This window comes from Bacillus paralicheniformis, assembly GCF_002993925.1.
Lineage (GTDB): Bacteria > Bacillota > Bacilli > Bacillales > Bacillaceae > Bacillus > Bacillus paralicheniformis.
Genome location: NZ_CP023665.1, coordinates 3344985 through 3366062, shown reverse-complemented (window position 1 = coordinate 3366062; position 21078 = coordinate 3344985). Strand labels below are relative to the sequence as shown.

Here is a 21078-nt window from a genome sequence, read left to right as displayed (position 1 = left end):
TAGATTTTACCACTATACGGAAACCAGTTGGGGAATAAATCCTGTTCATCCATGAAAATGAATCGATTTACATAGATAATTAAGACTAGATATTTCAGTAACCTATTGACCGTTGTAAATAGAGTTGGTATAATTAAAATATAGAAAGGAGGTGCTAAAGTGGACGAGGTAAGAAACTGGATTCTTGCCACTGCTGGAGTGGTGACCATATTCAAACACATTTATGACATATGGCAAAACGAAAGCAAAAAAAGAGGCAAGAAAAAGAAAAAGCGCTCCCGCCGGGTAAGCAAGAAGCGCTAAACATAGTGAGCGAGAGAAGGGGAGAAATCCCCTTGCTCTCCAATTCATTATATCACGTCCACAAATTATGAAACAATATTTTAAGCATTACAGCTCATTAGACATGGCAACTATGCTCATCCTAATAGCGGGCATTTTTGCAATTGATTTTGAAAAAGTTGGTACTCTGGGGAAAATCACAGGCATCATTTTATACCTGGCTGTGATTGTCACACTGCTAAAAGGATTAATTTTGATTTGGAGCGATAAAAGGCATGAAGGAAAACGAAAAAATTAAATTTATCCAAGATGAAGTTTTGACAGCTGCAGAAGCAGGCGAGCTCCTCGGGGTTACAAGGCAGCGTTTAAGTACATTGGTGACTTCCGGGAAGCTAAAGCCTGTGAAGAAGGTCGGTACAGTTAGCTTGTTTCTCCGTGATCATGTGGAGGCTCAAAAGAAAGAACTTGAAGCTGGCCGAAAAAAATACCGCCCATATGATGAGTAAAGCCCTTCCAGCTGTGAGAAGGGCTTACTTTATTTCCACGCCGACGACATCCTCAAATTTAATGAGATTGGTATCCCCTTTTGAATCCACGACATGGAAAGTTTTCTGTAGCTGGTTTATGTAATGGATATGGCCCTCAATTTGAACGATCTCTCCGGTTTCCGGTCCGTTAAGCATTGGCAGCGGCTTAAATACAGAAAACTGAACTGGATTATTAAACTCCATTGCTTCACTTATGGCCATTTCCATATCCTCGATCTGAGACATGTCAAGAACCGGCCTTTTCACTTTGTTCTGATTGCTTTCTAATTCGCGGAGCAGGCCGACATGCTCGGGCAGCATCATGGCCGTCCATTTGATTGATCCCCGATCTTTCAAGTTGTCATCTTTCATGGTGTTCATCTCCTTGAAATGATTATAAGGGAACGTTTGTTCTATTCTCAACATGAAAAATAACCCATCCAAAGTAAGCCCTCTTTAAAGAGAAGGCTTTTTATTTTGGTGGGCGAATTTCAATTATTATCGCACTTTTTTTAAGCTGATATTTTAGTGTCAAATTGCAAATTTCATTTGAGATTGAGTACTCAGGGTCTGCCTCTTTAAAAGCAGTTTGCAAGGTCTCTTCTTCAAAATTTAAAGTTTTCATTAATTTATACCCTGCCAAGGTGCCTGTGCTGGAAAAGTGTAAAACTTTGTCTTTATCAAAGGCCGTACTGATACGAAAGTTAATACCCATAAGTTCTTTATCTTTATTATGTATACTTGATAAGGTATAGCTTTTATGCTCTGCGTCATTATCAGTTTCTTTGGCTAAAATTTGAACATAGCTTCCACCATCAACCTTGAAAAAGTCCTCATCTTTTTGAAGGTGGGAAGGGATTTTTTCCTTACCGTCATAGATACCATTATCAATTTGTTTATTATATTCATCAATAAATTCATTTAGAGTAAAACCAAAATCACTCTTTGCTTCGGTGGTTTCTGTCTTCTCTTCAGCTGCAGCTGTCTGGTTATCAGTTTTATTTTGTGGTGCACTGCTGCATCCTGCTAACACCAAAAATAAAACCAGTAATATCTTTTTCATAATGATCCCCCCCTGGTTTTAAAACGAACATTTACATTTTAAAACAAATGAGGGGGAATTTCTATTAAGCCTTCTAACACTTGGCTTCAACAATGCTCTTGATGCTTTTTAATGACCACAAAAATGACCACATGACCACATAAACCGAGTTAATTCTAAAAAACATGTTTCCCATAATCTCCGCGTGTTTTACCTCTGTTTCACCCTGTTTAAATTGAAAAATACAAAGTCAATATGTTCGCTCTCCTCGGCAAGCCTGGCTTCGAAGAGAAAAAAGCAGAGCTTGAGAAACGTTTGGATCAATAAACGAAAAAACAGCCTCCGGACTTATTGTCCAGGAGGCTGTTTTAATTCATATGACGGATGCTGAAGTCCAGTAGACGGATAAAATTCGTCATGAGTGTAGACGAATCCCAATTTTTCCAGTCGTTTTTGTGAAGCTGTATTTTCAGGGTGATGTCCCGCAAACAGCTTTTTTGCCCGGATTTTGTTAAATGCGTATTCAATCATGGCCTCAGCCGCTTCAGATGCATAACCTTTCCCCCAAGCCGAACGGACGAGATGAAAACCAAGCTCGTACACATCATTTTCCGGGTCATAGGGGCGAAGTCCGCAACATCCGATGAATTCGTTGTTTCCTGTTTTAAATATCGGGAAGTATTGCACACCGTGTGTTTTGTATTGTTCGATCTCAAGCTGCAAACGATTTCTTATTTCGCTATCGGTCATAATTCCGTCTGCTGTCAGATATTTGGCCACATCTCGATTTCCCCACAATGTCTTTGCCAAATTCAAATTCTCTTTAGCCCATAAAGAAAAGCCGATGCGTGTTGTTTGCAGAAAGCAGTGCTTCATTCCATTCCGGTCCCCCTTGTAAGGCAGCTGTTCACCTTATTTTAACACGGCAATAGCCGGCGGGGCTCGTTAACCTAATGATTCATCCCGTAAATCGTAAACGCGAGATAAGTCGCGAAAAAACTCCACAACACATAAGGGACAAGGAGAAGTGCTGCTCTTTTATGAATGCGAAGTGTAATCAAGGCGAGCGCAAGAGCGGTCAAGGCTACGAAAAAGGAGTCGGCCGCGGCAGCAAGTACGTTTTTTTCCGTGAATTGAAAATAGCTGAATGCCTGGTTAAACAAATAGTTAATGATCAGCATGATCCAAAATGGCGCCGCTGCTTTTCTCAGATCATATGTGGCATACACAAGCGCCGCCGCTAATGAAATGAAGGCGAACAGCACGCTCCAGATGGTTCCGATCAAACGGCCTGACGGTGTCCAATCCGGTTTGTTCAATGACTCATACCATTCACGATCTACGGGAAATAAAACGCTCGCCAGTGAAAACAGTGCATATGTAACGAGAAACACGATGACAGCCGTTGCTATTTTTTCCTTCTTCAATAAAAGTCCCTCCCCATAGTAAGCTTGATACCTTTGTCTTTCCCTATTCGTTTAAATATACTCATACCGCACAAGCTTCTGATCCATACTAAAAAATAAAACGGGTGAAGTGACATCATGTTATTTGTATTGGAAACGTTGTTTCTCATCTTAACGGGTATTGTTCTGCTGAGAATTTCGGGGAGGAAATCAATTTCGCAAATGACAATAGCCACCACCGTCGTCATGATTTCCATCGGAACGATCATTGTTCAGCCGATCATTGAAGACAGCATTTTTAAAACGGTGGCAGCTGCATCGATCTTTATCATCGTCCTTCTGTTGATCGAGTATTTGAAAATGAAATTTGATTTTTTTGAAAGCCTGATTGCGGGGAAAGCCGTTGTATTAATCGAAAACGGCGAGCTTCAGAAGCAGAACCTAAAAAGGCACCGCCTGACTGTCGACCAGCTGGAAATGAGGCTCAGGACACAGGGGATTTCAAAATTATCGGACGTGAAAAACGTAACGCTCGAATCAAACGGCCAGATCGGCTACGAGTTATCGGATGATGCAAAGCCTTTTACTATGGGAGAGTATAAAAAATTCCTCCGCATGCAAAACAACCTGCAGCAGCCGGAGGACAATCTGTTTAAGGAAATCAATGAAGGGCACCTGCACGAACCTGATAAACAATTGCGCTAGGGCCCTGAAGTATAAAAACGAAAAAAGGAGTTTTTTTATGATAAGCTTACCTTCTGAACTGGAAAACCGGTCGTTTTCTCTTTATCATCTCGAACAGACGCTCAAGCCTCTCGGTTATGTAATCAGCGGCGGCTGGGAATATGACCGCGGCTTTTTTGACTATAAAATTGATGATGAGGAAGGATACTTATTTTTGCGGATTCCGTTTGAAGCGGAGGACGGACAGCTTGATTCGCAAAATGCGACGGTCAAGCTCGGTACACCATTTTTGCTTCGCCACGTCTATCAGGAAGCGCTGGACGACTACGTCGTTCAGGGGAATTTTCGCGCATCTTTTGACCAGTTTGCTGAACCGAAAGAAAAAGACGCCGATATTCCCGGCGTCTATGAAAAGCTTGGCCAATCGTATGTAAAAGAACTCGAAAAGGCGCTTCTTTCCTAAAGTGACAGCAGCTGGTCTGTCGGCTGAAGCTTGTACGAAAATGAAGGAGACAGCACAGGCCCGTCTTTTTGGTGAATACCGATGACGAAAATGTCTTCCTTCATGAAATGGTGAATCACTTCTTGAAAAGACGCACCTTCCATCGTCTTCGGAAGCGGAACCCGATGGACTTTGAAATGAATATCGGCTTCCTTAAATAGCGGATCAGGAAGCTGATTTTTAATGAGAAAATGCTGCAGCATCGCTGTTTTTAAAAGGTCCGCCGTACTGATGATTTGGTTCGCTCCGGCGCGCTCGGCATTTTTTTTCTGCTTTTCCGTCAAGATTTCTACAACGCAATACACCGACGGGTTCAAGCCTTTAACAGCCAGCAATGTTAAGACCGACTGCATATCTGCAGATATTTCGCTTTTATGCTGATCGGCGGTAATAAAGACGATTTCAGCTTCTTCAATATTGGCTTTTTGCAGTGTGGCATCATCCGCAGCGGGTCCTCTGATGAAATGAATGTTTTCCATCAGAGGGCCTTCCTTTAGTGTTTCATCAATGAGCACGATCGTTTTGTTTGAATCGGCGGCCTGGAGCGTCCTCATCAGCTTGTTGGATTTCTCGTTCCAGCCGATCAGGATCATATGTCCCTTGCCTCTGTAGTTGACCTTGCCTTCGGCGTAGCGCTGCTGCTTGCTAAAAGCGGCCGTCGCCATCGTTGCAAAATAGGCCGTGACAAACGCTGCCCCTATTAAAATAAGGAGCATGCCGACGGTTTTGCCGAGTGCGGTTTTAGGGACAAAATCGCCATATCCGACTGAGGACACGGTGATCAGCGCCCACCATACGCCTTCAAAAACGTTTGAAAACTGCTGCGGCTCGACGAATGTGATCAGCTGACCGAAAAGGATGATCAATAAAAGGATAATGATTGCGATGCGGACATATATCGGCCACCTCAGCCATGCGATAAATACACGGTTTGATTTCATGTTTCTTCACCGTCTTTCCGCAGGGAAAATGATAAAATCTCTTTGATGATTGCATTTAACTTTTGATTGGTGCTTACTTTCCCGTGCTGTTCAATGGCTTGTCTGATCATTTCTGCCGTTTCTTCTTCAAATTCGATCAGCTGCTCGTCTTTTTCCGATTCGTTATAGAGAAGAATGAACGCATCAAGCCCTTCATTCATTTTATCAATCGCCGTGCTTAACTGTTCTTTTTCCTGATCCGTTACTTTCACCGTGTCACCACCCGTGCTCTCCTTTTTATTCAGTATATCCCTATTTTACAAAAATTTTTCAGGTAAAAATAAACCTTCGATAACCGACAATAACCGGTAGAGCTGAAGATTTTTACTGGGTGTCATATCGGTTCCCGTCCTTCCATACACTTTTTATAAACGGATGAGGGATGGGAGCGGAATGTCCTGTTTAATGAGGCTCTTTTTCATACTGGTCGGAGTCCAGCTGATGGCGGCGGCATCCATTCAATTCATTTTTGATTTAAACGCCGTTTATCATTCCTCTGATGAGGTATTCTGGAGGGAGTTTTTCAAGGAGCTGTCCACAAGGCCGCCTTTCTATATCATGGTGTCAGGAATGGTGCTGATCTTTATCGGGGTTTGTTTACCGCGAAGAAAAAGGTAGTGCACTTTTCTGTACAAAAGGAAATCCCTCGGGATAAAATATATTTACAATTAAAATTTTAAACGACTTATCACAAGAGGGAAGATGATTGCATGAGCATGATTTTTTACTTGTTAACATTTGCTGCATTAGGTTTATCGATTTGGGCACAATTTAAAGTAAAGAGCAACTTTGAAAAATATTCAAAAGTAGAGGCGTCAAGCGGGAGAACTGGAGCCGAAGTGGCCAGACAGATTCTCGACCAAAACGGCCTTTACGATATCCCGGTTGAACCGGTAAGAGGAACCTTGACAGACCATTATGACCCGACAGCACGCGTTGTGCGCCTGTCCGAACCCGTATATTACGGCCGTTCAATTGCAGCGGTTTCCGTTGCTTCCCATGAATGCGGACATGCCCTGCAGCATCAGGAATCATACGGCGCACTTGTTTTGAGGCATAAGATGTTTCCGATCGTGAACTTTTCTTCGGGAGTGGCGCCGTTTTTGTTTATCGGCGGAATGCTGCTCGGAAGCCTGAATCTGATCGGACTCGGCATCATTTTGTTTTCGGCGGCCGTATTCTTTCAGCTTGTGACACTGCCTGTTGAATTTAACGCAAGCTCCCGGGCAAAAAGGATCATCGTTTCAGAAGGAATGATCCGCAACACGGAAGAAAGAGGCGTCAGCAAGGTGCTGGATGCCGCGGCTCTGACATATGTTGCTGCAGCGCTTGTTTCGCTGTTTGAGCTGCTGCGCTTCGTCGCAATTTTCCTGTCCGGTCGTAATGACTAACCATTCGTCTTAAGGAGGTGGCCCCTTACCATATTTGGTAAGGGCTTTTTTTGAATATCCTGAATCTCATACTCGTCATACTTTTAATTGCAGCTACGGCTTTTTTCGTTGTCGCCGAATTTGCGATCGTCAAAATCCGCGGCACAAAAATCGATCAGCTTGTTGAAAGCGGGGATAAGCGGGCGATTGCGGCCAAAAGAGTGGTGACAAATCTTGATGAATATTTGTCTGCCTGCCAGCTCGGCATTACCATCACCGCATTAGGGCTCGGCTGGCTCGGAGAATCGACATTCGAAAGGATCATCCATCCGCTTTTTGAACTATTTGGCCTGCCTGAATCCGTTTTAAGAGTGGCTTCGATTGTTACCGCCTTTGTCATTATTACATTTTTGCACGTTGTGGTCGGCGAGCTTGCGCCAAAAACGATTGCGATTCAAAAAGCGGAAGCCGTCAGCTTATGGACGGCGAAGCCGCTCATTTTGTTTTATAAAATCATGTTCCCGTTTATCAAACTGCTGAATGGCTCGGCCCGGCTGTTAACGAAGCTGTTCGGGTTCCATTCGGTTAAAGAGCATGAAGTGGCAATCAGTGAGGAAGAGCTGCGGCTTATGCTGTCTGAAAGCTATAAAAAAGGAGAAATCAACCAGTCTGAGTATAAATACGTCAACAAAATTTTTGAATTTGACAACAGACTGGCCCGGGAAATCATGGTGCCGAGAACGGAGATGGCTACCTTGTTGGCCGATCAATCCATAAAAGAAGCGATTGAAACCGTCATTAATGAACGCTATACGAGATATCCGGTCATTAAGGATGATAAAGATCATATTATCGGAATTGTCAACAGCAAGGATTTGTTTAAATCGTATTTTCTCGACGAGACGATTCCTTTAACGGACTTAATGAGGCCTGTCATCAGGGTGATTGAGAACATACCGATCCAGGAGCTCTTGATTCGCATGCAGAAGGAACGGATTCATATGGCCATTCTTGTTGATGAGTACGGCGGAACGGCAGGACTGGTTACGGTTGAAGACATATTGGAGGAAATCGTCGGGGAAATCCGGGATGAGTTTGATCAGGACGAAATGCCGCACATTATAAAAAAAGGCGAACACCATTATATTATGGACGGAAAGGCTTTAATCGACGAAGTGAATGACCTCCTTCATATCGCGATTGAAAACGAAGAAGTCGATACGATTGCCGGCTGGCTTCTGACGCAAAAGATGGAGCTGAAAAACGGTGACATCTTCAAAACTGAGGGATGCGAATTTAAAATTCTTGATGCTGAAGATCATCATATCCGTTTCATTGAAGTGAAAAAAACGGAATTTTAAAAAGACAGCTGCGGGCGACCGCGGCTGTTTTTTAGTTCGATGGCCGTTCTTTATTTCAATAAAATGGATATCTTTTCAAAGATAAGAGGATATATCTATGGAAATTCATGACTTTTTACGAATGTACTCCGTTTCGTTCTTTTTTATAATAGGGTGTATAAATATGAGGAGGTTTTCAATACGTGAGAAACAACCATTTGCTAAAAGCTATCCTGCTATGGGGAGCTGTATGTATCATGCTGCTGACGGGGCCGCTCTCAGCGCTTGCTGCTTCGTCATCAAACCCGTCGCATAAATTGTATTTTAAAAACAAAAAATACTACATATTCAACAATGTTTGGGGAGCCGACCAGGTCAGCGGCTGGTGGCAGACCATTTATCATAACAATGATTCAGACATGGGCTGGGTATGGAATTGGCCGAGCAATACAAGCACAGTAAAAGCTTATCCGTCGATCGTCAGCGGCTGGCATTGGACTGAAGGCTATACTGCGGGCAGCGGCTTCCCGACCCGATTGTCAGATCAAAAAAACATCAACACGAAAGTCAGCTATTCGATCAGTGCGAACGGCACGTACAATGCCGCATATGACATTTGGCTCCACAATACAAACAAGGCAAGCTGGGGTTCGGCTCCAACCGATGAGATTATGATCTGGCTCAATAACACAAATGCCGGACCTGCCGGTTCTTATGTCGAAACTGTTTCGATCGGCGGGCACAATTGGAAAGTATATAAAGGCTATATTGATGCTGGAAGCGGCAAAGGATGGAACGTGTTTTCATTTGTCAGAACGGCAAACACCCAACGTGCGAACCTGAATGTTCGGGATTTCACGAATTATCTTGCCGACTCCAAACATTGGCTTTCCAAAACAAAGTATGTCAGCAGTGTGGAATTCGGGACGGAAGTTTTCGGAGGCACAGGACAAATTAATATTTCCAATTGGGACGTAACAGTCCGCTGATGGATTCACACCGCTCTTTCACAAAAAGAGCGGTGTTTAATTTATTCCAAATGTTCTTTTTTAGGCGTTCGCAACTGAAATATTACGATACCATCCTTACGTATTGCCGTTTATCTTCATCCTGTATAACCACTCCAAGCTTTGCCAGGTCTTTGCGCAGAATTTTTGCTTCTTCATGTTTATTATCCAGTAAAGCTCGTTCTCTGGCTAAAAGTAGCGTATTGATATGCGAGGGAAAATCGGGGTGATCCGCAACCCAGCGTTGATACTCATTCTTAAAAGGATCTTCGTCTGCCCATTTATAGCCGTGATGTTTAAAAGCACTTTCTGCAAGGGCTCTCTTTGATTCAAGTTGTTCACGGTACAATTCAGTACCCTTATGATCAAGAACAACAAGATCCTTATTCTCAAGATAAACTGCAGAAATGTCTTTTTTCTCAATCACTACTTCTTTCTCTTTAAACAACAGCTTCACATTTTGATCAGAGATGAACACCTGAAGAATTTCAGTGAAAATATATTGTGAAAAAAATAGGCCGGCAACGATTCCGATAACTGCAGCGATAATTGAAACCCAGAAATTGTTTAGTGATGTGATAAATTCCAAAGGCCCTTTAAAAGGAACGATTGGAATGGTCAATACCCAATCGGCTATAACAGGCAAAAACCATCCAAGAACAGCTCCTAAAACCGGTGGAATGATCCAATATAAGGTTTTCTCTATTTTAGATAATCCAATAATCGTTTCCTGATTCAAAATCTTTCACTGCCTTTCATCACATGACTGACTGCTGTTTCCCATATTTTTTTATAATCCATCTCGATTCCTAAAATCATAAAGTTACCCAAATTATCAATGATCAGGGCAAGGGAGTGTGCATTCACTTTGGTGTTTTTAGAAGAGATGACACCGAGTTCGACACCGTAAGAAAGCAAAGCTTCAAAACCTTCTAAGAATTGTTCCATGATAGATTTAAGCTTTTTCTCATATCTTGGTTTTTGTGCTGCACTTAAAACAAACTCGTGTACCACTTTTAAAGCAGGAGAGTTATGTTTATACTCTTCAAAATAGCGTATGCCGTCTGTTATTAATCGTTTTTTAAAGTTCTCCTTCGTGTACTCATTGATTGAAAAAAATTCAGAGAAATTGTGATCATCAAATACAATGTGAAATAGATAATCCACCAGCTCTTCTTTAGAAGGGAAATAATAGTAAATAGCCGGTTTAGAAATGCCGACTTCCGATGCAATCATTGAAAGGCTCGTGCCTTTTAGGCCGTGTTGGGCAATAAGAGTAAATGCTGCTTCAACAATCGCATCTTGGGTGTTCATTTTCTTTTTCATTGAAATCATCCTTAGCATAATCTGTATATTTATTTTACTTACCGATAGGTAAAAAAGCAACTGTAATTTATGCTTTACATATTCTGTATTAACAGATGCTCCGTTTCAAAAGGATTAAAGCTTCTTTCACCTACTCTTGCCATCACCCTTGCTGCCTTCAAAGGATTTATAAGCCGCAAAGCATATTTAGTATTGAGAAACGTATAATCGTTGGTATATCAAAGTTTATAGGATGTTTATGTTCGGAGTCTAAAAATATTTTATTCATACAACAAGGGGTGTTTGAATGACAAGGGCATGGTGGAAAGAGGCTGTCATATATCAAGTGTATCCGCGCAGTTTTATGGATTCGAACGGGGATGGCATCGGAGATATCAACGGGATCAGAGAGAAGCTTCCGTATATCAGGGAGCTCGGGGCAGATGCCATTTGGATTTGTCCGGTCTTTGATTCTCCCAATGCCGATAACGGTTATGACATCAGGGATTATCAAAGCATTATGCCGGAATTTGGCACGATGGACGACTTTGACGCTCTGCTGACTGAAGCGCATCAGCTCGGAATGAAACTGATCATCGATCTCGTCATCAATCATACGAGCGATGAACATCCATGGTTTATCGAATCAAGGGCAGAGCGGAATTCCGGGAAGCGGGACTGGTATATTTGGCAAGACGGAAAGGACGGGAGCGAACCGAACAACTGGGAAAGCATATTCGGCGGCTCAGCCTGGACTTATGACGAAAAAACAGAGCAATATTATCTGCACCTGTTTCACGAAAAGCAGCCGGATCTGAATTGGGAAAACAGTGACATGCGAAGCGCTCTTTATGACATGGTCAACTGGTGGCTTCAAAAAGGAATCGACGGGTTCAGGGTTGACGCGATTTCACACATTAAGAAAAAAGAAGGACTTCCGGATCTGCCGAATCCGGAAGGGCTCTCTTTTGTGCCTTCATTTGCTTATCATATGAATGTCGACGGGATTATAGCGTTATTGCAGGAACTAAAAGAAAATACGTTCGCCGGGTATCCCCATATCATGACAGTCGGCGAAGCAAACGGTGTCAGCGCTGAAGAAGCGGAGGACTGGGTTGGAGAATCAAACGGGATATTCAGCATGATTTTCCAATTTGAACACCTCGGTCTTTGGGGGATTGAAGGCGGAGAACTCGATCTCCCCGAACTCAAGCGGATATTGTCAAACTGGCAATCGGCTCTTGAGGGGAAAGGGTGGAACGCGCTTTTTATCGAAAATCATGATCAACCCCGGGCCGTTTCAGTCTGGGGAGATGACGGGAAATACAGAGTAGACAGCGCCAAGGCCTTAGCTGCGATGTATTTTTTGATGAAAGGCACCCCGTTTATTTATCAAGGGCAGGAAATCGGAATGACAAACGCGATTTTCTTCGATATAGATGATTATGATGACGTATCGATTAAAAATGATTACCGGATTCAAAAAGAAAAGGGCCGCTCACACGAAGACATCATGAAGGCGGTTTGGAAAAAGAGCAGGGATCACGCCCGCACGCCGATGCAATGGACGGATCGGCCAAATGCCGGCTTTACTAAAGGAGAACCGTGGCTCTGCATGAACGAAAATTACAAGCTGATCAATACAGTTCATCAGCAGCATGACCCCCGGTCAGTCTATCATTTTTATAAACGGTTGATCGCGATCAGAAAGCGGTATGACGTCTTCATCGACGGATCATATGAACTGCTCTTGCCTGAGGACCGGCAGATTTTCGCATACTTGCGAAAGCTTCGGGAAGAAACGGCCATCGTGATCGTCAACCTTAGCGCGCGCCAGGCGTATTACCACCATCCCGCATACCCGTTATGTACGGACGGACTGCTGCTGTCAAATGCTGATATCAACGCGCACAAGCACCTTACATCTTTTGTGATGAAGCCTTATGAGGCGCGCGTTTACATGATCAGACAGGAAATCGGCGATTTATAACGAATAGAGAAAGGGTGCCAGGAAAGGAGCGGATTCGTATGTTGAAAAAAATACAGATTCAAACAAACCGGCGCGATGAAATGCTTGATATTACAAATGACGTCCAAAGATTCATTTCAGAAAATGGCGTTTCCAGCGGCACTGTTATTGTCTATTGTCCGCATACAACGGCAGGCATTACGATTAATGAAAATGCCGACCCCGATGTTAAACGCGATATGCTGAGACGGTTCGATGAAGTGTATCCGTGGGAACATGAGCTTGACCGCCATATGGAAGGGAATACTGCGGCGCATTTGAAAGCGAGCACGGTCGGGGCATCGCAACATATGATCATTGAAGGGGGCAGGCTTGTCCTCGGGACTTGGCAGGGCATATATTTTTGCGAGTTCGACGGCCCGAGGCACCGGACATGCTATTTTAAAATCACAGCCGATTGAAAGGAGAAAATAAAATGAATCAGTTCATGGAACGTCTCTCTTTATCAAAGCCTGTGATCCAGGCGCCGATGGCGGGTGGACCGACAACACCAAGGCTCGCCGCCGCCGTATCAGATTGCGGCGGCTTAGGCAGCCTTGCATCCGGCTATTTGACGCCGGAAGTTCTTCAACGACAGATTCTGGAGACTAAAAAGCTGACATCAGCCGGGTTTCAAGTCAACCTCTTCATTCCGGAAAAACGGGAAAACGTCAGACGGGAAGAATATGAAGGGTGGAAAGAGAAGATACCTTATGCGCGTTCGGCTTCACCCGTGCCAGAAGAGAAACACGATTGGGACGATTTTTACGAGAAAATCGAAATCATTTTAAGGGAAGGGGTCAGCGCCGTTTCATTTACGTTTGGCCCGCCGCCGGCCGATGCCGTCAAAGAACTGAAAGACCGAAACTGCTGTTTAATGGGCACCGCCGTTTCGGTTGAAGAAGCCTTGATGCTTGAAGAATTGGGGATGGATGTCATCGTTGTTCAAGGAAGTGAAGCTGGCGGCCACAGGGGTGCCTTTTTGAAAACGAAGGGAGAACCCGCTGTCGGCTCGATGGCTTTAATTCCCCAAGCGGCAGATCATGTGTCGGTTCCGATTATTGCAGCGGGCGGCATTTTTGACAAAAGAGGTGTTGCGGCAGCTTTTGCCCTCGGCGCACAGGGCGTTCAAATCGGCACCGCTTTTTTGACGTGCGAAGAAAGCGGAACACACCCTGCATACAAACAAAAATTGCTCGAAGCGGTTGAAACAGACACAAGGCTGACCCGTTTGTTCTCAGGGAAGCCGGCAAGAGGCATCGTCAATCAATGGATGGAAGACAGGCGCCCGGACGAAGTTGAAGCGCTGCCTTATCCTCTGCAAAATACGCTGACGCAGCCGATGAGAAAACAGGCGAAGCTTGAAGGGAATCCGGACGGCATGTCATTGTGGTCCGGGCAGGGCGTGCGGGCCTCCGTCCGGCTAACGACGGTGAAGGAGCTGATGGATCAGCTTGCGCCTGCCGATGTGCTATCTGATCATTTGTATTAATGCAGGAATATCAACCCGTGTCACTTGAGAAAGCAGATAGGCGGACGTCTGTGCATGAGGCTTTCTCAGCCCGTTCAGTTTTTCAATGATCGTTTCGCCGCTTAAGATCCCCAGACCGTGTGCCGCATAGAGATTATTTTCAAGTAAAATAGCGTTTTCTCCGCGCCACTGCGGTCTTTCGGGATCGAATTCAGGGTTCTTGAAATACAGGCAGTCTCCCGGAAGGTAGTCGTTCCCCTTATCCGTATAGATCGGCAGCCGCTCATAATGCCAATCGTATAAAATGATTCTTTGATAATTCCGGTCAAATGTCTGATCGCCGATCGTTTTGAGGAGCGCCATATAAAAAATGATGACAATCGCAGTTGCGCACTCAAAAGCATAAAGAGAGCCGCTTTCAAAAATATTTCGAATCGCCTTTGAAGCCGGCGCTCTGTACTTCAACTCCAAAGCCCCCTCAGGCGTCACCCTCCAAAACTCTTCATTCCCGTATGTCTTTGAAAAGGTGGCAAACTTTGCTCCGCTGTTGATCAGCTCTCTGGCTGATTCGACGGTATGCACTCTGAATCTCAGCTCAAATAACAGTTCTGAGATTGAACCGTATCTATATCTGGACGGCATGGCCAGCATCCGGTTGGCAATGTCTCTTTGCGTCTGACTGACATTCAGTTTTTCGATATCCTCAGGACGGAGCCAGTAGCCCGAAACACTTATCATAGGATACACCCTTTTCCCTTTTTTATTAGCGTATGCCTGATGCTTGGGCAGGAAAACGGTCTAATTTTCCGCTTTTTTTACTTAAAAAATAGACCCCGTCTCCGATAAAAGTAGAGAAAGGGGAATCACACATGAAAAAGCTTTTAAATTGGATGAAACGGCCTTCTATTTCTAAAAAATTAATTTTTTCATTTATATTCATTTTAACAATTCCGATCTTGGTTCTTTCGGCTACTTCATATTTTACGGCCAGCAGCACGCTTGAGGATGAGATTTTGAGAAGTGCGAAAGACAATATCGATGAACTGAACGACATCATTCAGCAAGATATCGGCAGCAAGGAGACTTCTATTGCGTATTTCAGCGAATGGATTGATCAAAAAGCGTACAAAGAGAAAGGGCAGACCGCCATTAAACAGCGGTTTGAGCAATTTGCAAAACAAAATCCCGACGTCGAACTCGTATTCACCGGTTCGGAGGATAGCGTTTACGCACAATATCCGAATGCTCCATTGCCTGACGGGTATGACCCGGTAGAACGCGACTGGTACAAACAGGCTGTCCAGGAAAAAGGGAAAACGATTGTAACTGAACCTTATGAGTCTGCATCAACAGGCCATATGGTCGTCACGATCGCCAAGCAGAACAAAGACGGATCAGGCGTAGTCGCCCTTGACTTAAACATTGACAAGCTGATCAAATCGGCAAACAGCATCAGCATCGGAAAAACCGGCTATGCATTCATCATCGGCGAAGGGAAAACGTATGTCGCCCATCCGAAAATGAAAGCCGGCACAGAAGCAGAAGCCGATCTGACAGAGCAGATGTTCAGCAAAGAGAGCGGCTTGTTCACATTTAATGAAAAAGGCAAAGAAAAGAAAACGGTCTTCACGACAAATAAACTAACAGGCTGGAAAATCGGCGGAGAGATGAATACAGCAGAGATTAAAGACGCTGCACAGCCTGTGCTTCACATGGCAGTCATGACATTGGCAGGCGCGATTATTCTGGGCGGCATTCTTGTTTACTTTATCGTCCGCGCGATCAGCAAGCCTTTAAATCAACTCGTCTCTTCTGCAAAAAGCATCAGTGAAGGAGATCTGACACAAAAAATCGATGTCCGCTCCAGAGACGAATTCGGACAGCTGGGCGCAAGCTTCAACGAAATGGCTGACTCATTGCGTTCGCTGATCAGCACAATTCAGGAATCGGTCGACAATGTGGCATCTTCATCAGAGCAGCTGACGGCAAGCGCCGACCAGACAAGTAAAGCGACGGAGCACATTACATTAGCCATCGAGCGGTTCTCAAGCGGCGCTGAAAGTCAAAATGAAAAAGTCGAAGCGAGCTCCCAGCGGCTCAGCCAAATGAATGACAAGCTGAATGAAATCGCAGGCGTATCGGAATCGATTACAGAATCCTCGGGTAAATCGACGGAAATTGCCGAAACAGGCGGAGAGCTCGTCCAACAAACCGTCGGGCAGATGAATTCGATCAACAAGTCCGTCAGACAGGCCGAACAGGTTGTCAAAGGGCTAGAAGCGAAATCGAAAGATATCACCGCGATCCTGCGCGTCATAAACGGAATCGCTGATCAAACGAATTTACTGGCGCTGAACGCCGCCATCGAGGCAGCGCGGGCCGGCGAATCAGGCAGAGGATTCTCGGTTGTCGCTGAAGAAGTCAGAAAGCTTGCGGCCCAATCAGCAGGATCGGCAAAAGAAATCGAAGAGCTGATTCAGGATATCGTCAAGGAAATCGAACATTCGCTCAACATGTTCAAATCGGTCAACCAAGAAGTACAGTCAGGGCTCGAAATTACGGAAGAAACGGAAACGAGTTTTAAACATATTTACGACATGACGAACGAAATCGCAGGCAAGCTGCAGACGATGAACGCCGCCGTAGAGCATTTGTCAACAGGTTCTCACGAAATATCCGACGCGGTCGAAGAGATCGCCGACGTATCGCGTGAAAGCTCTGCCGGCATTCAAGACATCGCTGCTTCAGCGGAAGAACAGCTGGCTTCAATGGAAGAAATCAGCTCATCCGCTGCGACGCTCGAACAAATGGCTGAAGAACTGCGCGACTTAACGAAAAAGTTTACAATTTGATGAAAAGAGGCTGCTGGTCAGCCTCTTTTTAAGCTCTTTTTTAAGAATCTTCAGAAATACTTTTTAAAGTTTTTTAATATGCAAAAGTAAATGAAAGCTCCGATATTAGTTTCATAATCTAGAAGCTAAAGGAGTTATATCAAATGAAAAAGGTATTGGACTGGCTTAAACGGCCGTCTATCTCAAAAAAGCTGTTTTTCAGCTTTATATTGGTTTTAACTTTGCCGATTTTGGCCTTATCCTATAGTGCGTACCAAACGGCGGGAAGCTCTCTTGAAACGGAAATCATGAGAAGCGCGCGCGATAATGTCGAACAGCTGAATGAGATCATAGACCAGAATATCGGAAAGAAAGAGCAGGCCGTCTCTTTTTTCAGCGGCTGGGTGAATGAAAAGCTTTATCAAGAAAAAGGGAACGCATCACTTGTAGAGAGATTCGAGCAGTACGCCAAGCTGAACCAGGATGTGGAAGCGATCTACACAGGTTCAAAAGACGGCAAGTTCATCCGCTATCCCGCTGAAAAAATGGCGAAAGATTATAACCCGGCGGATAGGGACTGGTATAAGCAAGCCGTTGAAAATAAAGGAAAAGTGATCATCACAAACCCTTATAAAACAGCGTCGACCGGAACGATGGTCGTTACGATTGCAAAGCAGACGGAGGACGGCTCAGGGGTTGTTGCCGTTAACATGAAAATCGATGAACTTATCAAAGCGACAGAACGCGTCAACATCGGAAAAAGCGGCTTTGCGTTTATCTCAAGCAATGATAAAAAATATGTCGCTCATCCGAAGATCGAAGCCGGAACCGAAGGCAAAGGCGACTGGGTTACAAAAATGTACGGCAGTGAAAAAGGTGATTTTCAATATACATTTGAAGGAAAAGAAAAGAGAATGGCCTTTACGACGAACAAGCTGACCGGCTGGAAAATCGGCGGAACGATGTTCACGGATGAGATATCAGAGGCTGCTCAGCCTGTCTTCCACATGGCGATCATCATTTTGGCAGCCGCGATCGTGCTCGGCGGGATTCTCATCTACTTCATTATCCGCGGAATCAGCAAGCCGTTAAGCGAGCTCGTGTCATCCGCAAAGAGCATCAGCGGCGGCGACTTGACACAAAAAATCGCAGTCCGTTCAAAAGACGAATTCGGTCAGCTCGGTACAAGCTTTAATGAAATGGCCGAATCGCTGCGCTCTTTAATCAGCGTCATTCAATCATCAGTTGACAATGTAGCTTCTTCATCTGAAGAGCTTCATGCCAGCGCAGAGCAGACAAGCAAAGCGACTGAGCATATTACAATGGCCATTGAACAGTTTTCTGACGGTAATGAAAGCCAGAAAGAAAAAGTCGAAGCAAGCTCGCATCAGCTGAATGAAATGAACGACGGGTTATATGACATGTCAAAAACTTCAGCCGCGATTACTGATGCGTCGCTGAAATCGACTGAGATTGCAGGCAAAGGGGAAGAGCTTGTTCAAAAGACGGTCGGCCAAATGAACTCGATCGATCGGTCTGTCAAGCAAGCGGAAGCGGTCGTCAAAGGGCTCGAAGCCAAATCAAAAGACATCACAAGCATTTTGCGTGTGATTAACGGAATCGCCGATCAAACGAATCTGCTCGCGCTCAATGCAGCGATCGAAGCGGCAAGGGCCGGGGAATCGGGCCGCGGCTTCTCGGTAGTGGCTGAAGAAGTCAGGAAGCTCGCCGCACAATCCGCCGGTTCGGCGAAGGAAATTGAACATTTAATTCAGGAAATCGTCAAGGAAATCGACAACTCCCTGAACATGTTCAAATCGGTCAATCATGAAGTACAGTCAGGACTTCGAATCACAGATGAAACAGAGACAAGCTTCAAAACGATTTACGATATGACCAATGATATCGCAGGCAAGCTGCAGACGATGAATGCCGCTGTCGAACAATTGACGCAAGGTTCCCGCCAAGTCGCGGGCGCGGTCGAAGAAATCGCTGATGTATCGAAAGAAAGTTCGGCAAGCATTCAGGACATCGCCGCTTCAGCCGAGGAACAGCTCGCTTCTATGGAAGAGATCAGCGCATCTTCCACCACATTGGCGGAGCTGGCTGAAGAACTTCGTGATTTGACACGGAAATTTAAGATTGAATAGCTTTAAAACATCCGGTTTTCCTCCGGATGTTTTTTTAGTTATTTTAGACTATAAAAAGTTATAAAACGCGTATAAAAACTTTTAAAAGAATCCGATATTAGAAATATAACAGAAAAGAGGAGTCAACAATTCTATGGAAAATATTATAAATTGGGTGAAACGTCCCTCCATTGCAAAGAAATTAATTCTTTCATTCTTGCTTATTTTAACTGTTCCAATCATCGTCCTCTCCTATAGCGCGTATCAAACGGCAAGCAGTACGCTTGACGGAGAAATCATGGACAATGCGCGCGAAAACGTTAATCAGCTGAACGAAATCATCAATCAGAATATCAGCCAGAAAACAAATGCCATGTCCTATTTCAGCGGGTTCATTAAAGAAAACTCTTTTAAAGGAAAAGAAAGTGACGCTTTAAAAGTGAAATTCGAACAGTTCGCCAAGCTCCATCCCGATGTGGAAGGGATCTTTACCGGATCAAAGGACGGAAAGTTCATCCGCTACCCGGATCAGGAAATGCCGAGCGGATATAATCCGGTAGAGCGGGACTGGTATAAAAAAGCCGCCGAACACAAGGGCGAAGTCATTATTACAGACCCTTACAAAACGGCGTCAACCGGAACGATGGTTATCACCATCGCCAAGATGCATGAAGACGGATCCGGCGTGGTCGCCGTCAATATGAAAATCGAAGAGCTCATTAAAGCGACAGAACGTGTGACCATCGGGAAAAAAGGCTTTGCCTTTATCACCAGTGCCGATAAAAAGTTTGTCGCCCACCCGAAACATGATGCGGGCTCAGACATCGAAGGCAGCTGGGTTGAAAAAGTATACGCCAATGACAAAGGAACAATCAAATATACGTCTGACGGCGAAAAGCAGATGGCATTCGCGACCAATAAACTGACCGGCTGGAAAATCGGCGGAACCATGTATATCACTGAACTAAAAGAAGCGTCACAGCCTGTGTTGAATGCAGCTTTGATTACATTGGGCGTCAGCATCATCATCGGTGTGCTTCTGATGATTTTCATCATCAGATCGATCACAGGTCCGCTCCGCGAACTCGTTTCCTCTGCGAAAAGCATCAGCGGAGGCGACTTGACGCAAAAAATCACTGTCCGTTCAAAAGATGAAATCGGACAGCTCGGATCAAGCTTCAACGAAATGGCCGAATCGCTGAGCTCTTTAATCAGCGTCATTCAGACATCAGTTGAAAACGTCGCTTCTTCGTCAGAGCAGCTGACCGCGAGCGCGGATCAGACAAGCAAGGCGACAGAACATATTACATCTGCGATCGAACAATTTTCAAACGGAAACGAAAGCCAAAACGAGAAAGTGGAAGTCAGTGCGCAGCAGCTGGCTGACATGAACAGCCAATTGCATGAAATGTCCAAAGTTTCAGCATCGATTACAGAATCATCCATTCAATCGACAGACATTGCCGGTACAGGCGGAGAGCTTGTTCAAAAAACGGTCGGACAAATGAATTCCATCGATCATTCCGTTAAACAGGCAGAATCCGTCGTGAAAGGACTTGAAAGCAAGTCAAAAGACATTACGGCAATCCTGCGGGTGATCAACGGCATCGCAGATCAGACGAATTTGCTCGCGTTGAACGCTGCAATTGAAGCCGCAAGAGCCGGTGAAGCCGGGAGAGGGTTTTCAGTAGTGGCTGAAGAAGTGCGCAAACTGGCTGAGCAATCCGCCTCATCGGCAAAAGAAATCGAAGCGCTCATTCAGGAAATCGTCAATGAGATCGGAAAGTCGCTGGACATGTTCCAGGACGTCAACCGTGAAGTACAGTCGGGACTTACCATCACAGATGAAACAGATACAAGCTTTAAGCAGATTTATGACATGACAAACGAAATCGCGGGCAAGCTGCAGACGATGAATGCGGCAGTTGAAGAGCTGTCAGAAGGCTCACAGCAAGTCGCGGGAGCGGTTGAAGAAATTGCAGACGTATCGCGTGAAAGCTCAGGAAGCATTCAAGACATCGCTGCTTCGGCTGAAGAACAGCTCGCTTCAATGGAAGAAATCAGTTCTTCTGCGGCTACGCTTGAACAAATGGCTGAAGAACTGCGCGATTTGACGAAAAAATTTAAGATTGACTAAACATCAGGCTGCCGGCGATCCGGCAGCCTTTTACGCGGGAAAAGCATTTTTAAAAAG

Annotated in this window: 23 protein-coding genes and 1 pseudogene; 15 read left to right on the top strand and 9 right to left on the bottom strand. The window is 44.8% G+C overall.

Going from position 1 to position 21078, the window contains the following annotated elements:
- Positions 1-159 precede the first annotated feature (159 nt).
- The gene (locus tag CP943_RS22505; RefSeq protein ID WP_021837703.1) at positions 160-303 is read left to right on the top strand and encodes a hypothetical protein; all 144 of its coding nucleotides are present in this window, start codon (positions 160-162) and stop codon (positions 301-303) included.
- A gap of 254 nt (positions 304-557) precedes the next feature.
- Positions 558-788: a helix-turn-helix domain-containing protein gene (locus tag CP943_RS17190; protein ID WP_105979942.1), complete on the top strand. Its 231-nt coding sequence runs from the start codon at positions 558-560 to the stop codon at positions 786-788.
- Between the two features lie 24 nt (positions 789-812).
- On the opposite strand, the gene CP943_RS17185 is transcribed toward CP943_RS17190, so the two are convergent.
- Together CP943_RS17185 and CP943_RS17180 are read right to left on the bottom strand one after the other, a co-directional pair.
- Positions 813-1181 (bottom strand): YolD-like family protein, encoded by a 369-nt coding sequence (locus CP943_RS17185; RefSeq protein WP_199792112.1) that lies wholly within the window; start codon positions 1179-1181, stop codon positions 813-815.
- Positions 1182-1281: 100 nt separating this feature from the next.
- Positions 1282-1872, bottom strand: a complete 591-nt coding sequence (locus CP943_RS17180) for a hypothetical protein (protein ID WP_095240270.1) — start codon at positions 1870-1872, stop codon at positions 1282-1284.
- A gap of 213 nt (positions 1873-2085) precedes the next feature.
- Here CP943_RS17180 and CP943_RS23055 point away from each other — a divergent pair.
- Positions 2086-2178, top strand: a pseudogene (locus CP943_RS23055) (hypothetical protein); the annotation flags it as partial.
- Positions 2179-2199: 21 nt separating this feature from the next.
- Here CP943_RS23055 and CP943_RS17175 read toward each other — a convergent pair.
- Complete coding sequence (locus CP943_RS17175; protein ID WP_105981176.1) at positions 2200-2727, bottom strand: GNAT family N-acetyltransferase; 528 nt, start codon at positions 2725-2727, stop codon at positions 2200-2202.
- A 74-nt stretch (positions 2728-2801) separates the two neighbouring features.
- Positions 2802-3278 (bottom strand): TspO/MBR family protein, encoded by a 477-nt coding sequence (locus CP943_RS17170; RefSeq protein WP_026580041.1) that lies wholly within the window; start codon positions 3276-3278, stop codon positions 2802-2804.
- A gap of 117 nt (positions 3279-3395) precedes the next feature.
- Between CP943_RS17170 and CP943_RS17165 the strand changes: the two genes are divergently transcribed.
- Both CP943_RS17165 and CP943_RS17160 read left to right on the top strand, forming a co-directional pair.
- On the top strand, positions 3396-3962 hold the full coding sequence (locus CP943_RS17165) for a DUF421 domain-containing protein (protein ID WP_023856128.1): 567 nt from the start codon (positions 3396-3398) through the stop codon (positions 3960-3962).
- A 37-nt stretch (positions 3963-3999) separates the two neighbouring features.
- On the top strand, positions 4000-4404 hold the full coding sequence (locus CP943_RS17160) for a YugN-like family protein (RefSeq protein ID WP_020452758.1): 405 nt from the start codon (positions 4000-4002) through the stop codon (positions 4402-4404).
- Here the strand turns inward: CP943_RS17160 and CP943_RS17155 are convergent.
- Together CP943_RS17155 and CP943_RS17150 are read right to left on the bottom strand one after the other, a co-directional pair.
- Positions 4401-5384, bottom strand: coding sequence for a potassium channel family protein (locus CP943_RS17155; protein WP_020452757.1), 984 nt, complete (start codon positions 5382-5384; stop codon positions 4401-4403). The genes CP943_RS17160 and CP943_RS17155 overlap by 4 nt on opposite strands.
- A complete protein-coding gene (locus CP943_RS17150; RefSeq protein ID WP_020452756.1) occupies positions 5381-5635 on the bottom strand; it encodes a membrane-integrating protein MstX in 255 nt (84 codons plus the stop codon). Before CP943_RS17150 ends, CP943_RS17155 begins: the two co-directional genes overlap by 4 nt.
- Before the next feature lie 181 nt (positions 5636-5816).
- Between CP943_RS17150 and CP943_RS17145 the strand changes: the two genes are divergently transcribed.
- The 4 genes from CP943_RS17145 to CP943_RS17130 all read left to right on the top strand — a co-directional run bounded on the left by CP943_RS17145 (position 5817) and on the right by CP943_RS17130 (position 9122).
- Positions 5817-6041: a YuzI family membrane protein gene (locus tag CP943_RS17145; protein WP_023856126.1), complete on the top strand. Its 225-nt coding sequence runs from the start codon at positions 5817-5819 to the stop codon at positions 6039-6041.
- A 98-nt stretch (positions 6042-6139) separates the two neighbouring features.
- Positions 6140-6814, top strand: a complete 675-nt coding sequence (locus tag CP943_RS17140; RefSeq protein WP_023856125.1) for a zinc metallopeptidase — start codon at positions 6140-6142, stop codon at positions 6812-6814.
- Between the two features lie 50 nt (positions 6815-6864).
- Complete coding sequence (locus CP943_RS17135) at positions 6865-8154, top strand: hemolysin family protein (RefSeq protein WP_026580038.1); 1290 nt, start codon at positions 6865-6867, stop codon at positions 8152-8154.
- 182 nt (positions 8155-8336) lie between these two features.
- Positions 8337-9122: a GH12 family glycosyl hydrolase domain-containing protein gene (locus CP943_RS17130; RefSeq protein WP_105981175.1), complete on the top strand. Its 786-nt coding sequence runs from the start codon at positions 8337-8339 to the stop codon at positions 9120-9122.
- An 82-nt stretch (positions 9123-9204) separates the two neighbouring features.
- On the opposite strand, the gene CP943_RS17125 is transcribed toward CP943_RS17130, so the two are convergent.
- Together CP943_RS17125 and CP943_RS17120 are read right to left on the bottom strand one after the other, a co-directional pair.
- Positions 9205-9879, bottom strand: coding sequence for a YqeB family protein (locus CP943_RS17125; protein WP_016886100.1), 675 nt, complete (start codon positions 9877-9879; stop codon positions 9205-9207).
- Complete coding sequence (locus CP943_RS17120) at positions 9876-10466, bottom strand: TetR/AcrR family transcriptional regulator (RefSeq protein WP_016886099.1); 591 nt, start codon at positions 10464-10466, stop codon at positions 9876-9878. The genes CP943_RS17125 and CP943_RS17120 overlap by 4 nt, the downstream gene beginning before the upstream one ends.
- A gap of 286 nt (positions 10467-10752) precedes the next feature.
- Between CP943_RS17120 and CP943_RS17115 the strand changes: the two genes are divergently transcribed.
- Genes CP943_RS17115 through CP943_RS17105 form a run of 3 tightly spaced genes read left to right on the top strand, consistent with a single transcriptional unit; the run spans position 10753 to position 13945 of the window.
- Positions 10753-12435 carry a glycoside hydrolase family 13 protein gene (locus CP943_RS17115; RefSeq protein ID WP_020452751.1) on the top strand — a complete coding sequence of 561 codons (1683 nt, stop codon included), beginning with the start codon at positions 10753-10755 and terminating at the stop codon, positions 12433-12435.
- A 38-nt stretch (positions 12436-12473) separates the two neighbouring features.
- Entirely contained in the window at positions 12474-12875 is a 402-nt protein-coding gene (locus CP943_RS17110) for a secondary thiamine-phosphate synthase enzyme YjbQ (RefSeq protein WP_020452750.1), read from the top strand.
- A gap of 14 nt (positions 12876-12889) precedes the next feature.
- On the top strand, positions 12890-13945 hold the full coding sequence (locus CP943_RS17105; RefSeq protein ID WP_035337568.1) for a nitronate monooxygenase: 1056 nt from the start codon (positions 12890-12892) through the stop codon (positions 13943-13945).
- Here CP943_RS17105 and CP943_RS17100 read toward each other — a convergent pair.
- Positions 13925-14662, bottom strand: a complete 738-nt coding sequence (locus tag CP943_RS17100) for a protein-glutamine gamma-glutamyltransferase (protein ID WP_020452748.1) — start codon at positions 14660-14662, stop codon at positions 13925-13927. The two genes, CP943_RS17105 and CP943_RS17100, sit on opposite strands and share 21 nt — an antisense overlap.
- A gap of 131 nt (positions 14663-14793) precedes the next feature.
- Here CP943_RS17100 and tlpB (CP943_RS23105) point away from each other — a divergent pair, with 131 nt between their 5' ends.
- The 3 genes from tlpB (CP943_RS23105) to tlpB (CP943_RS23095) all read left to right on the top strand — a co-directional run bounded on the left by tlpB (CP943_RS23105) (position 14794) and on the right by tlpB (CP943_RS23095) (position 21021).
- A complete protein-coding gene (gene tlpB / locus CP943_RS23105) occupies positions 14794-16776 on the top strand; it encodes a methyl-accepting chemotaxis protein (protein ID WP_025809696.1) in 1983 nt (660 codons plus the stop codon).
- A 143-nt stretch (positions 16777-16919) separates the two neighbouring features.
- The gene (gene tlpB, locus CP943_RS23100) at positions 16920-18905 is read left to right on the top strand and encodes a methyl-accepting chemotaxis protein (RefSeq protein WP_039072950.1); all 1986 of its coding nucleotides are present in this window, start codon (positions 16920-16922) and stop codon (positions 18903-18905) included.
- A gap of 133 nt (positions 18906-19038) precedes the next feature.
- Positions 19039-21021 carry a methyl-accepting chemotaxis protein gene (gene tlpB, locus CP943_RS23095; protein WP_025809691.1) on the top strand — a complete coding sequence of 661 codons (1983 nt, stop codon included), beginning with the start codon at positions 19039-19041 and terminating at the stop codon, positions 21019-21021.
- The last annotated feature ends 57 nt before the right edge of the window (positions 21022-21078 follow it).

Excerpts from the sequence above, each read along its gene's own strand:
- CP943_RS17145 (WP_023856126.1), top strand. The coding sequence starts at position 5,817 with ATGTCCTGTTTAATGAGGCTCTTTTTCATACTGGTCGGAGTCCAGCTG.
- CP943_RS17160 (WP_020452758.1), top strand. The coding sequence starts at position 4,000 with ATGATAAGCTTACCTTCTGAACTGGAAAACCGGTCGTTTTCTCTTTAT.
- tlpB (WP_039072950.1), top strand. The coding sequence starts at position 16,920 with ATGAAAAAGGTATTGGACTGGCTTAAACGGCCGTCTATCTCAAAAAAG.
- CP943_RS17155 (WP_020452757.1), bottom strand. The coding sequence starts at position 5,384 with ATGAAATCAAACCGTGTATTTATCGCATGGCTGAGGTGGCCGATATAT.
- CP943_RS17105 (WP_035337568.1), top strand. The coding sequence starts at position 12,890 with ATGAATCAGTTCATGGAACGTCTCTCTTTATCAAAGCCTGTGATCCAG.
- CP943_RS17110 (WP_020452750.1), top strand. The coding sequence starts at position 12,474 with ATGTTGAAAAAAATACAGATTCAAACAAACCGGCGCGATGAAATGCTT.
- CP943_RS17140 (WP_023856125.1), top strand. The coding sequence starts at position 6,140 with ATGATTTTTTACTTGTTAACATTTGCTGCATTAGGTTTATCGATTTGG.
- CP943_RS17120 (WP_016886099.1), bottom strand. The coding sequence starts at position 10,466 with ATGAAAAAGAAAATGAACACCCAAGATGCGATTGTTGAAGCAGCATTT.
- CP943_RS17175 (WP_105981176.1), bottom strand. The coding sequence starts at position 2,727 with ATGAAGCACTGCTTTCTGCAAACAACACGCATCGGCTTTTCTTTATGG.
- tlpB (WP_025809696.1), top strand. The coding sequence starts at position 14,794 with ATGAAAAAGCTTTTAAATTGGATGAAACGGCCTTCTATTTCTAAAAAA.
- CP943_RS17115 (WP_020452751.1), top strand. The coding sequence starts at position 10,753 with ATGACAAGGGCATGGTGGAAAGAGGCTGTCATATATCAAGTGTATCCG.
- CP943_RS17190 (WP_105979942.1), top strand. The coding sequence starts at position 558 with ATGAAGGAAAACGAAAAAATTAAATTTATCCAAGATGAAGTTTTGACA.
- CP943_RS17165 (WP_023856128.1), top strand. The coding sequence starts at position 3,396 with ATGTTATTTGTATTGGAAACGTTGTTTCTCATCTTAACGGGTATTGTT.
- CP943_RS17100 (WP_020452748.1), bottom strand. The coding sequence starts at position 14,662 with ATGATAAGTGTTTCGGGCTACTGGCTCCGTCCTGAGGATATCGAAAAA.
- CP943_RS17180 (WP_095240270.1), bottom strand. The coding sequence starts at position 1,872 with ATGAAAAAGATATTACTGGTTTTATTTTTGGTGTTAGCAGGATGCAGC.
- CP943_RS17185 (WP_199792112.1), bottom strand. The coding sequence starts at position 1,181 with ATGAAAGATGACAACTTGAAAGATCGGGGATCAATCAAATGGACGGCC.
- tlpB (WP_025809691.1), top strand. The coding sequence starts at position 19,039 with ATGGAAAATATTATAAATTGGGTGAAACGTCCCTCCATTGCAAAGAAA.